General features: G+C 36.0%; 12 protein-coding genes and 6 tRNA genes. 1 reads left to right on the forward strand and 17 read right to left on the reverse strand.

Annotated features, from left to right (window positions below; all coding sequences use genetic code 11):
• Positions 1-102 precede the first annotated feature (102 nt).
• On the forward strand, positions 103-447 hold the full coding sequence (locus tag A5819_RS03890) for a hypothetical protein (protein ID WP_086353017.1): 345 nt from the start codon (positions 103-105) through the stop codon (positions 445-447).
• Between the two features lie 154 nt (positions 448-601).
• Here the strand turns inward: A5819_RS03890 and A5819_RS03895 are convergent, their stop codons facing one another.
• From A5819_RS03895 to A5819_RS03975, 17 genes are all read right to left on the reverse strand, one after another.
• Positions 602-1033 carry a hypothetical protein gene (locus A5819_RS03895; RefSeq protein ID WP_086281742.1) on the reverse strand — a complete coding sequence of 144 codons (432 nt, stop codon included), beginning with the start codon at positions 1031-1033 and terminating at the stop codon, positions 602-604.
• Positions 1034-1513: 480 nt separating this feature from the next.
• Entirely contained in the window at positions 1514-2044 is a 531-nt protein-coding gene (locus A5819_RS03900; protein WP_086281741.1) for a GrpB family protein, read from the reverse strand.
• 10 nt (positions 2045-2054) lie between these two features.
• Positions 2055-2738 (reverse strand): DUF1003 domain-containing protein, encoded by a 684-nt coding sequence (locus A5819_RS03905; protein ID WP_086281740.1) that lies wholly within the window; start codon positions 2736-2738, stop codon positions 2055-2057.
• A gap of 114 nt (positions 2739-2852) precedes the next feature.
• A complete protein-coding gene (locus A5819_RS03910; RefSeq protein WP_086281739.1) occupies positions 2853-4490 on the reverse strand; it encodes a peptide ABC transporter substrate-binding protein in 1638 nt (545 codons plus the stop codon).
• A gap of 21 nt (positions 4491-4511) precedes the next feature.
• A complete protein-coding gene (locus A5819_RS03915) occupies positions 4512-4829 on the reverse strand; it encodes a cupin domain-containing protein (RefSeq protein WP_176271353.1) in 318 nt (105 codons plus the stop codon).
• Between the two features lie 169 nt (positions 4830-4998).
• Complete coding sequence (locus A5819_RS03920; protein WP_086281738.1) at positions 4999-5484, reverse strand: nucleoside deaminase; 486 nt, start codon at positions 5482-5484, stop codon at positions 4999-5001.
• Between the two features lie 24 nt (positions 5485-5508).
• Positions 5509-6270, reverse strand: coding sequence for a tyrosine-protein phosphatase (locus tag A5819_RS03925; protein ID WP_086281737.1), 762 nt, complete (start codon positions 6268-6270; stop codon positions 5509-5511).
• 128 nt (positions 6271-6398) lie between these two features.
• Complete coding sequence (locus A5819_RS03930; protein ID WP_086281736.1) at positions 6399-7220, reverse strand: histidine phosphatase family protein; 822 nt, start codon at positions 7218-7220, stop codon at positions 6399-6401.
• Positions 7221-7235: 15 nt separating this feature from the next.
• Complete coding sequence (locus A5819_RS03935; RefSeq protein ID WP_086281735.1) at positions 7236-8669, reverse strand: 6-phospho-beta-glucosidase; 1434 nt, start codon at positions 8667-8669, stop codon at positions 7236-7238.
• Positions 8670-8744: 75 nt separating this feature from the next.
• On the reverse strand, positions 8745-10646 hold the full coding sequence (locus A5819_RS03940) for a beta-glucoside-specific PTS transporter subunit IIABC (protein ID WP_086281734.1): 1902 nt from the start codon (positions 10644-10646) through the stop codon (positions 8745-8747).
• 154 nt (positions 10647-10800) lie between these two features.
• Complete coding sequence (gene licT / locus A5819_RS03945) at positions 10801-11640, reverse strand: BglG family transcription antiterminator LicT (RefSeq protein WP_086281849.1); 840 nt, start codon at positions 11638-11640, stop codon at positions 10801-10803.
• 254 nt (positions 11641-11894) lie between these two features.
• Positions 11895-11966: transfer RNA gene (locus tag A5819_RS03950), tRNA-Glu, on the reverse strand.
• 11 nt (positions 11967-11977) lie between these two features.
• Positions 11978-12051 (reverse strand) — tRNA-Ile (locus A5819_RS03955).
• 11 nt (positions 12052-12062) lie between these two features.
• Positions 12063-12133, reverse strand: a tRNA-Gly gene (locus tag A5819_RS03960).
• Between the two features lie 17 nt (positions 12134-12150).
• A tRNA-Phe gene (locus A5819_RS03965) sits at positions 12151-12223 on the reverse strand.
• A gap of 17 nt (positions 12224-12240) precedes the next feature.
• Positions 12241-12314: transfer RNA gene (locus tag A5819_RS03970), tRNA-Asp, on the reverse strand.
• 59 nt (positions 12315-12373) lie between these two features.
• Positions 12374-12447 (reverse strand) — tRNA-Met (locus tag A5819_RS03975).
• Between the last annotated feature and the right edge of the window lie 10 nt (positions 12448-12457).

The following is a 12457-nucleotide window of genomic DNA, read 5'->3' on the forward strand; positions in this document are numbered from 1 at the left end:
GTTTTATATTATCTATTAAGTAAAATAGCTATTTATAATATCGTTTAATGATTACTTCCTATTTAAATGGATGTGTTATAATAATTACAAAGGAGCGAGATAATGAATAGAAAAAAGAAGCTTGATAACCTTATGACCCTTTTTGGTGATGAAAAAAAATTTATTATAGATGGTTATTATCGCCTTAGAACGATTGATGACGATACAATAGAGTTAGCCTATTTGGTAGCTGGCCCTTGTGGTGACTCAATTGCTCATCCTAAAATTATAGTATCTCTCATAAAATCGGCGCCAATTGGAACAAAATTTATTGATATGCATTCTTCTCCACCACTATTGTTAACAAGAAATGATGATAATACCGCTGAAATAGACCGAGCTTTAGATACTCTAATTCAAAAATTCGAGTCCTCACTTTGTAAACAAAAAAATACCAAGATGAACTAAATGATCATCTTGGTATTTAATATACTATCAAATAAAAAATTTAAAATTACAATATAAAAAAATAAAAATTAATTATTAATTATTTCTATGCTGATTCTGTCAACTACACTATTTTATTTCAAAAAAATAATACTTATTCAATAACCGTTTCTATCTACATTTTATGTACACTATGTGCACTTTGAATACCACCGCAAGCCTCTTTACATGCTTGATTGATCAATCTAAATGAACTCTCCGTACTGTTCAATCCGTGTGTGTATTTAAATTCATCGATCACTTCACATTTGTCATTTAAAGCTTCTAGCCAAAAGTAGATTCCTTCTTTATAGGTATCTAAACCTTCTAACAAAATTTTTGTTGCTTCTTTTTCGCCATAAAATACTAAGTTTTTTCTGAAACTTGCTTCTTCTATAAAGAACCGATTAACATTATTTCGGCAAAATATATAAGTATCTTTCCCTCTTCTATTAATAGCTTGACTACAGCTGTTCTCTTGGACTTCCTTAGAAATGGCATTAAAAATCTCATTGTAGACTTCAACTCGTTGCATTACTGACAAAATCATATCTGTATAACTGAACATAATGCTCTCTCCTCCCATAACTAAGCAGCTAAAACCACTGACTTATGTTCATTATAGTATCTCTCAATCTCTTATATCAAGTAATATGCTATTAAAACGAAGTTTTTTTGTCATTTTTTTCATTCCTATATCAATTTTTTTTCGACTTTAAACAAAAAAAACAGCCCATCCCCCAGTGTTTACAAGGGATTTGCGCTGTTTTTATTTTTTTTTCATCATTTGTACAAGATTATTTTTTATATTATTTTATAAACTTGATCTATTATTATTGCCTAAAAATAGTTAGTTCATATTTTTTTACACGGAGTGTCTTACTAGGAGAATTATACACAGTAATCCATTTAGATAAAACAATAATGCTCAAAAAATAATCATTATCGTTTATTTTTGTTTATAGTGTTACTAAAAGATGGCTGATCTTTATTTCTCAAATATTATGACTTGAAAATTCTTTTGCTGATCATTCTATTCCCATGGCATCTAAAGCTGTTCACTCCGGGCAGCATTCCATTTTTCTGCTTGTTGATCGATATTCTTAATAAATTCATCTTTACCAGCACTATATGATTCAATATCCTCTGGAAATTTATTGGCTAATTCTATTTTTAGTTGACTGTAGGTTTTTGCAGCCTCCACATGGCTATTCATATAGTCTCTAAATAACAAATGCCGTAAAATTTCTGGATTTCCATCTTGAAAAATATGGAGATGGTGACTTCTATTATCTCCACCTTTACTGAAAAAACGTCGACCTAAAAGACCATTTTCACCTAGACACTCATATCCGTTTTTAGTCATCACCTGATTGTAATTGTCGATGTTTTGAATCTTTTTCACAACTAATAAGATGTCGATAACAGGTTTTGCTTGGATATTTTTGATTGCTGTACTGCCAATATGATGGATAGCGATTATTTGCTTCGTAAAAATTTCTTCTAAGAGGCTTTTTTCTTGTTCAAATTGCTTTAACCAAATTTTCTGAGGTGGTATCACCTCAATTTTTCTACTCATTCCTATCACCTCATTTCTTATCATTTAATTCATTGATTTGTTCCTGTAGTTCTCCTAACAGCTCAATCTGCATGTTCTGCATTTGTACTAAGTGTTGCCATTGGCTATCGATCAAATAATCCATTTTTTCATGTAGTAAATTGACTTCTATTTCTGATTTCAAATTGATTTGATAATCGTTATTTGCTTCGGCCCGATCCCTTTGCTCTTGCCTATTTTGACTCATCATGATAATCGGTGCTTGGATTGCAGCTAAGCAAGATAACGCTAAATTAAGTAAAATATAGGGATATGGATCAAATGGTTTAAAAAAAATCATCGTAGAATTAATGATGATCCAGGTAGCTAATACTATGATAAAAATGAAAATAAACGGCCAACTTCCACCAAACTTCGCAATCCCATCTGCCATTTTTTGCCCAGTTGTCAGCTTTTTTTCTGCTGGAGGATTTAGTTTATCGGTAATCGTAGTGTTTTCTTTAATACTTTTAACGATTGTTTCATTTAGTTCTTCCATTTTTCCTGAATCAGTTGATATCATCTGTTTTATGTAATCTAATCGATAGTTTAGTAGCTCAGGAAAAGTAATTTTTGAATCGACAGTTAGATCTGGACGTATCTTAAGAATAAAAAAACGAATTTCTTCTTCTACATTTTTTAGCAGTATTGTGTTGTTATGATTTTGCTTTGTCATCTGTCTCTACTCCTTTATATTTACTTATAAACCTATCATACCTTGTTCTGCCGGTTCCATACATTAATTTGACCAAAAAAAGCCTTTCTTTTTGAAAGACTTTTTTTGGTTAGATTATTTTGTTTCTTTATAAACGTTTTTTAGTGTCAACGGTGCTGCAAAAGTATGATAATTCAACCCTTTGACTTGTTCACCCTGTAAAACAGATTGCTGATTTTGGCTGATAATTATCATTCCTGCCGTATTTTCAATGCCTTCTTTTTCAGCTGCAATCAGTGTTTCCCAACGTTTTTCTAAATCAGTAGCGTATTTTTGTGAAGCATCATCTAATAACTCGTCATATTTCGCATTTGAATAATTACGATCGTTTCCTGTCCGCAGCATATTCAATGTTGAAATTGGGTCTTGATAATCTGGTGTCCAATAAATCAAGAACATATCGTAGTCACTTTCTCGGCTAAGATTCAATGCTGTCTCCGTAGGTAACGCTGTAACATTGATCGTTAATCCTGAAAATAGTTTTTCTAGACTTCCTTGAAGACTTTCACCCATTTTTTTATACGAGCCATCATCTGTGATCATTAAATCTAAAGTAATGTTATCTCCTAATTCTTTTTTGGCTAATTCCCAATATTTTAGGGCCTCCTCTTTATTGTACATCATCAAATCGCCAGCTTCTTTTCTGAAATCCACACCTGTTTCAGGATTGCTGACAAACCCTTCAGTAACTGCACCATATAGCGGCTTTGAACCATCTGCGATAATATTATTGACTAAGTTTTCTTTATCGATTCCAAGAGCTAAAGCTTTTCTTAGGTTTTCATTTTCTAGCGGCGTATCTTTGTCCTTGCGTTTTTGATTTAACCGAATATAGTTCATCGTTGCAGTTGGATAGGAGTGATAATCAGGATTGCTTTGATTTTGTTTGGCAAGTTCACCTGTAACTGTTGCCACATCCAGCTGTCCATCTTCAAATAAATTCAACGCAGTCGATGCTTCTTTGACTACCTCATAATGGATTTTATCAGATTTCACATTTGACTGATCCCAATATTTTTCGTTTTTCTTTAGATCCCAGTTCAAGTCAGTTTGTTTCCAATTTTCTACAACAAATGGGCCATTATAAACAACGTTCTCACTAGTTGTTCCGTAGTCTGCACCCATTTTCTCAACAAATTTTTGATTTTGCGGGAAAAAAGTTGGAAAAGCAAGAACTGAAGTGAAATATGGTTTTGCTTCTTTTAATTTTACTTCCAACGTGTGATCGTCAAGGGCTTTTACACCAAGCTCAGCTACCGGCTTGTTACCAGCGGAGATCTCTTCCGCATTTAAGATCGTATCAACCACTAAAAAGCTATAAACGAACCCATTTTTAGGATCGATCATTTTTTTCCAAGCATATTCAAAATCTGCAGCTGTTACAGGGTCATCATTGCTCCACTTGGCATCATCTCTTAATTTGATTGTATACGTTTTACCATCCTCAGAAATTTCTGGCAGTGCTTTTGCGGCTGCTGGAATTAATTGATCTTTATCATCTAATGCGTACAAACCTTCAAACGCTGCTGTTTGCACGATCGCATCTGGAAAATCTAGCATTACGGATGTATCTAATGTCGTCAGCTCTGAAGGCGACATTAAATTTAATGGTTTTGTTTCCTGTGTTTCTTTTGTTTTTGTACTGCCTGAACATCCCGAAACGAACATCACGACTAATGTTAGTCCAATGAACGGTTTAATTACTTTTTTCATACGCTTCTCCCTTATGTTTTATTATAGGCGCTCAACTAACATCCAAACGACAACTGCCGCTTGTTCCCCGTCATTATAGTTGATATGTCCTTCTCCTGCTTCTATCAGTTGAGCATCGCCAGGTTTACCTACCAGATCCTGACCGTCTTCTAAAATAGTGTGTGCTTCGCCTGAGACCACATAAGAATATTCATCTTGATCGTGTCTAGCGAATCCTTCTAATGGTCTTTTCTCCCCTGGCTGTAAGATTACCACACCCATCTGAACATTTTCATTTGGTTGATTTTCTGCATCAAAGAAAATCGTCATTTCTTGAGGCAATGAGGGCTTGATAAGCATTTGTTAAAGTCACTCCTTTGTTGGTTTTATAGGTGATTTTATCTATTATTGCCTTATCTACAAGATATGTCAATGATATTTTTGAAAATTCTGACATTTTATTTTTTTTATTGTATTGCGAATAAAAAAAGTGAGGATCATTCAGCAAAACAAATGATTCCTCCTTTTTTCAATCCCAATAGCCTTGATGAACAGCGGCTGCCGCTTGCTCAACTTCTGGAAATGGCCCAATAATTTGAATATTTTTTTGCCCGTGACTTAGTATTTCTTTTGATGGTAAATCAAAGGTTGGGTTTTGTTCATTATCACCCGTTAATTCTAATAACCGTTTTTCGGTCATTGCGTACACGATTGAACCGATATTTCCCCAGTAGATTGCTCCTGTGCACATTGCACAAGGCTCTGCTGTTGTATACAAAGTACACTCCCATAGAAATTCTTTGCTGTACTTTTGAGAAGCTTTTGCTGCTAGCGTTGTCTCAGCATGACCTGTACAGATTTTTTCTGTGATTTCGATATTTTCCTGCTCTAAAAGAATATTCCCCTCTTTATCTGCCAATAATGCACCAAAAGGCGTATTTCCATGTTCACGAGCATTTTGCGAAATTTCAATACAACGGTTCAATAATTCAACGTGCTGATTTTTTGTCGTCATAAGTCCCTCTTCTTACTAGTTAGTTTAATCTAAAAGAAAGCGTTGATTCAACGTATCTTTCGTCACTTTGTCAATGTTGATTGCTTGTTTTAAATAGGTTGAGATATCACCATATTGCGCTTCCACCGTCTGATAAAAGTTATCTAAATAACGACTATCCACATTCAAAGCTACATGTAAAGCTTCTAAATTTTGTGCTTCTAAGTCAGCTTTTTTTGCTTGTTCTAAAATTTCCGCATTTTCTTTTTTTCGTAACTCATTTGTTAATAAATAATCTTGATAAATCGCCGCTCTCGGTACGCCTAACGTTTCCAATACTAATAATGCAGCAATCCCAGTGCGGTCTTTCCCTGCAAAACAGTGAAATAAAATACTTTCTTGTTGCTGTAACGCTAAGATCTCTTCAAAAAATTTGTTGTATCCTTTTTGAGCAGTCGTGTTCAATGCAATATCCGCGTATAATTTTTCCATGTAGGATGCTGATTTTTCTGGAGAACCAATTTTGACAAAGTCACTGATTGAAGCTCCTTCATCTTGGATATCTTCTAAAATGTCGATATGGATGTACTCTGTTTTTGGAACAGACATATCTGGTCTTTCTTCTACTTCTGCTTCACTTCTTAAATCAATGATTTTGCCTAAACGATAGGTTGTTTCTAAACGTTGTTCATCTTCTTTTGTAAGTTTAGATAATTCACCTGATCTTAGAAAAACGTCTTTTTTAACTTGTTTTCCTTCTTTGTTTTTAATACCGCCAATATCACGAAAATTTGTAATAGTTACCATAGTTTAGTCCCTTTTCCTTCTTTTTGTTCTTATTATACACAAAATCCGATCAAAAATGGCTCTTTGATCGAATTTTATGTAAATGAGATTGAAACCAAGCTTGATTTATCGGTTCCGGTTCATTCTCACTATTTAGTTTTCCCTGCTTCCACATAACTTAAATCATTGACTTTATCTAACGTATATTTTCCATCTTTATATTTTACAGTACAAACACTGGCGTTCTTCAAGCCACCTTCTGGAATTTTATAATCGTCAAATAATGTTGCTAACAGTGCTGAAATACTTAGTCCATGAGAGGCAATCAGTACATTACCTGAACCTTCGTTTTTCATTTCTTTTTCAACAATATCATCTAGCCCAGCTTTCAATCGTGTAGTGATCGTTTTGTAGTCTTCAGCGGGCCAATTGACTTTCGCTTCTTCTACATTTTTAGCATCCAATTTTGCCACACTATTGGCAAATGATTCTGGTGTCATATTTTTCATGAATTCTTCTAGCGTAACGCCTTGATCGTCTGCAATATCTTGCCACATAGTGTGATTCAAATCACCTTCATAGGTGCCGAAGTTAAATTCTCTTAAACGTTCATCCGTAATAACTTTTAAATCTGATGATTTTTCACTTTCTTTTACAATCAAATTGGCTGTTTGAATCGCTCGACCGCTATCACTACTGTATGCATTTTGAAACTCAATATCTTTTAGGCCAACTCCTGCCGCTGTGACGACTTCTTCACCAGCTTTCGTTAAGACTGCATCTGACCAACCTTGAACACGATCAGTTGTATTAAGCATTGTTTTCCCATGACGGACAATATACAAGGTTAATTCTTCTGGTGCTTTTTTAGCAGCTGATGCTTCCTCTTTTTTAGCATTGCCATTACCGCATCCTGCAACTACTAATAAACCTAACATTAAAACACCTAACAGTTTTACTGCTTTTTTCATTTGATTTCCCCCTATTTATGCGTTCGTTAAATCTTCTCCATTAGTCGCAATAACTTTTTTATACCAGTCAAATGATTTTTTCTTCGAACGTTTCAAAGTGCCATTGCCTTCGTTGTCACGATCCACATAGATAAAACCATAACGTTTTTTCATTTCCCCTGTTCCAGCTGACACTAAATCGATACAGCCCCACGTTGTATAGCCTAGTAAATCGACGCCATCAAGTTCCACGGCATCTTTCATTGCTTGGATGTGTGCCGCTAGATATTCGATGCGGTAATCATCAATCACGTTGCCGTTTTCGTCTGGTATATCCACCGCACCTAAGCCGTTTTCCACGATAAACAATGGTTTTTGGTAACGGTCATACAAGTCGTTCATCGTTGTCCGTAAGCCTAGCGGATCAATCTGCCAACCCCATTCACTTGCTTCTAAATAAGGATTCTTCACTGAGGCAAAGATATTACCGGCTGTTTGTTCGTTAACTGCTGGATCAGTTGATTGAACACGTGATGAGTAGTATGAGAATGAAATAAAGTCTACTGTGTGTTCTTTCAATAATTCTAAATCACCGTCTTTAATTGGCAATTCGATGCCTTCACGTTCTAATTCTTTCAACGCATACGCAGGGTATTCCCCACGCGACTGAACATCGATAAAGAAGAAGTTTTCGCGATCCGCTTTACGAGCTGCCCAAACGTCTTCTGGTTTACAAGTGTAAGCATAGTTGGTTCCTGCCGCTAACATACAGCCGACTTGGTTTTCAGGATCAACTTCATGCGCAATTTTCGTTGCGATCGCACTTGCTAATAATTCATGATGTGCCGCTTGATATTTCACTTGTTCTTTGTTTTCGCCTTCTTCAAAATAAAGACCTGCGCCCATAAAGGGTGCGTGTAAGATCATATTGATTTCATTGAATGTCAACCAATATTTAACCAAGCCTTTATAACGATTGAAAATCACGTTACATAGGTTCTCATAAAAGCCAACCAACTCACGACTGCGCCATGCGCCATATTTTTCCACTAAATGCATTGGACAATCAAAGTGAGTAATGGTTACAAGAGGCTCAATGTTATGTTTGCGGCATTCTTTGAACAAATCTTCATAGAACTTCAAGCCTTCTTCATTTGGCTCTGTTTCATCACCTAATGGGAAAATACGACTCCACGCAATCGATAAACGATAGGTTTTAAAGCCCATTTCGCCAAACAAGGCAATATCTTCTTGATAACGGTGGTACATATCGATCGCATTTTGTGCTGGATAAAAATGTTCTTCATCAAAATGAAACATTTTTTTCTCGCCAGTGATCACTGGAAAACGATCTGGTCCGACTGGTGCTAAATCTACGTTCGCTAAGCCGCGACCACCTTCGTTATAGCCCCCTTCACATTGATTCGCTGCGGTTGCGCCGCCCCATAAAAAGTCTTTTCTAAATGACATGTCAAAATCCCTTTCTATACAAAGCTTACAGCAGAGTTTAACTTATTCCACTGCAAGTCATTTTCCATTATTTTTTTAAATCAATCCAGTAATTAAAGTATCGCTTGAAGTCACTTCACGCTCTTGCGTTTCTACAATATCTAAATAGTCAGCTGTATTTGTCACAATAACTGGCGTTTCCACACTATATCCAGCCGCTTTGATCGCTTCAATATCAAATGTAACTAACACTTGACCTTTTTTAACTTTGTCTCCTTGAGCCACTCTTGCTTCAAAACCATTTCCATCTAGCTGAACCGTATCCATCCCGATATGAATCAATAGCTCCATCCCCTGATCTGAAATCAAACCAATTGCATGTAACGTTGGAAACAAGGTCATTACAGTTCCATCAAATGGTGCTCTAACCACACCTTCTGTAGGTTCAATCAAAATACCTTTACCTAAAGCACCTTGAGCAAAGGCTTGATCACTTGCTTTACTTAATGGTAATACACGACCTTTAACCGGACTTAAAACGGCTTCTTTGATTGCCTTTTGTGCTTTTTTATTCTCTGTTATGTCTTCTACGACAGTACTATCTTTCCAGAAGAAGAATGTTAATGCAAAACCGATAACCATTGCGATTAGAATAGCAACAAATGAATGAACAACACCACTCGCATCGTCACCGTTGATAAAGTTTAGAACTCCGAAAATACCTAAACCACCCATTGTATAAGAGGTTACACCCTTGATCATCAAGTATAATCCACCTACAGCAGCACCGATCATTGAAAAAATGAATGGTGTCTTTTTAGGTAAAGTAATACCATAGATTGCTGGTTCAGTTACACCAAAAATTCCTGAAATGATTGCTGGTGGACATAATGCTTTCATTTTTGTGTCTTTCAATTTAAAGAACATCGCCATAACTACAGCAGTCTGTGCAAAACTTGCAGCAAAAGAACCCACTAATACTTGGCTTGCTCCTTCTTGAGTGATTTGCATGATTGCAAGCGGCACAACACTCCAATGTAAACCAAAAATAACCAATACTTGCCAGAAGAAGCCAAGAATAACGCCATATAATGCAGGTGAGAAGCCCATCAACGCTTGGAAACCAGCACTTAGTAAATCAGTTAGCATACTGATGATTGGACCAATTACTAAAAAGCCAATTGGTAATGCAATCAATAGCACAAAGAATGGTACCAAAAATGTTTGAACAACTTCAGGAATAAGTTTCTTGAAGAGCTTTTGGATTTGAGCTGCAAACGCTACAATGAAAATAATTGGTACTACACTACTTGTATATCCAGCACCAACCCAAGGAATTCCTAAAAACGTAGTATATGCAGGTAAACCCAATAAACTATAAGGAGCAGCAGCTCCTGCTCCTGCAGTCGTTTCAAAAGCCGCTTGTAAGGCGCCACCTTGAACTGTTGGATAACAAAGGGATGCACCGATCACAATCCCTACCATCGGATTCAAATTGAATTTTCTAGCAGCTGTATACCCCAAAATCACTGGCATGAAGTAGAAGATCGCATCGCCAATGCCATTTAACATTGTATAAGTTCCAGAAGTAGCAGAATATAATTTCAAGAAAACAAGTAAAGCATTTAAGCCTTTTACCATACCAGCGGCAGCAAGTGCTCCTAAGAAAGGTTGGAAACATCCACTTAGAATATCAATTAAACGATTGAAAAGATTACCGCCAGAAGATTCTTGTTCAGCATCAGCTGAAATCCCAGCAATGCTTACAACATCTTCATAAACAGCTGGTACATGATTACCAATGACAACTTGATATTGTCCGCCACTTTTCATTACGGTGACAACACCATCCATGTTTTTCAATACATCATCATTTGCTTTTGATTCATCTTTCAACTTAAAGCGCAGACGTGTAATACAATGTGTTAAACTATTAATATTTTCTTTTCCACCTACGTTATCAACAATTTTCTGTGCTAAATCATGATATTTTCCCATTTTTTGTTCCTCCAAAGTTTAGTTTTTATAAATACATTACATTTGAAGGTTTAGCCAACTTAATGTCACTATCCAAGGGGTCTTTCTCTGTTTATCAACTCATCTGTCCACCTTTCATCTTATGATTGATCTATGCTAAGATTTAACAATCTTGCTAACTATTTGTCTGTATTACTCGCGCGATATGAATGATCAAATACATTTTCTCTTCCTTAGAAATAGTATAAGCATAACTTTCCGTCAAAAAATGACCAATTTTATTTACACAAGTGTATGCATTGCAATACTTTTTTTTGATTACTTCGTATAATTCTCCATCATCTTCATCATGAAATTCTTTATGATTTAATAGGCGATAAGCAAAAAATTTTAAATGAGTACTAAAACGATAAAAATAAACAGAATCTTCATTGAAGGTAATTTTGAAATGATACTTCACGATATTCGTGATTTCTTGCATGATTTTTGTCAGCTCATAAACGTTCCCTACTTCTTCATCCATCTCTGCATTAACTAAGTGTAATGCAATAAAGCCAGCTTCATCCTCTGGTAATTGAACGTCAAATTTTTCTTTGACCATTTCAATTGCTTTAGTACCAATAAAATATTCATCTGAAAAAAAACGTTTTATATCCCATAATAAAAAGTTCTTCACTTCAATTCCTTGTCGCATTCTTTCTAGCGCTGTATGAAGATGGTCAGTTAAAGAAATAAAGATTGTATCATTTAACTTCCTTCCAAGCTTAGTTTTGGCATACTTGATAATTTCATCTGAAAGCTGCATTACCTCCATGGGAAGATCTCCTAGCAATTCTTGGAACTTCAGTGATGTATCTTGATTGGCTAATCGAAATACTTGATCTACCATTGCCTCTGGAACAAAATCTCCAACTTTTTTTTTGAACGCTATACCACGTCCCATCACGATTTGCTCTTGTTTATGGTCATCCAACGTAATCACAACATTATTATTCAAAATTTTTTGAATAATCATCTTTTCGCTCCCTTCTTCACACTTAACTCCTTTAATTGTAAAAAAAGAAAAACCCAACCTTTCCAAAAAAGAAGAATTTCCTCTTCATTGGAAAAATTAGGTTTAGCTTGTATTTAAACAATCACTATCCATTTATTCACTTGTTGTGTACAAGCATAGAATACCCCATTATAAGTGCAATGTCAACGTTTTCATAAAAATATTTAAAAAAAACAAAAAAAACATCAAGCTATACGCAAAATGTTTTGTAAACATGACCCGTACGGGAATCGAACCCGTGATACCGCCGTGAAAGGGCGGTGTCTTAACCGCTTGACCAACGGGCCTTTTGAAATTATGGGCCTAAATGGACTCGAACCATCGACCTCACGCTTATCAGGCGTGCGCTCTAACCAGCTGAGCTATAGGCCCTTAAAGAAAAAAGCGGGTGACGAGAATCGAACTCGCGACGGCAGCTTGGAAGGCTGTGGTTTTACCACTAAACTACACCCGCATGCTTCTTCTTTGAAATGGCGCAAGACAGAATCGAACTGCCGACACACGGAGCTTCAATCCGTTGCTCTACCAACTGAGCTACTGCGCCAAAAAATATAATAATAACGGTCTGGACGGGACTCGAACCCGCGACCTCCTGCGTGACAGGCAGGCATTCTAACCAGCTGAACTACCAAACCAATAGTAAGTATTGCGTCACTACTTTATTGCCTTGCTCTTAAATATTATTCAAAAGCAATTGCGGGGGCAGGATTTGAACCTACGACCTTCGGGTTATGAGCCCGACGAGCTACCTGACTGCTCCACCCCGCGATAATTATAG

This window comes from Enterococcus sp. 7E2_DIV0204, assembly GCF_002140855.1.
GTDB classification, from domain to species: Bacteria; Bacillota; Bacilli; order Lactobacillales; family Enterococcaceae; genus Enterococcus_L; species Enterococcus_L lemimoniae.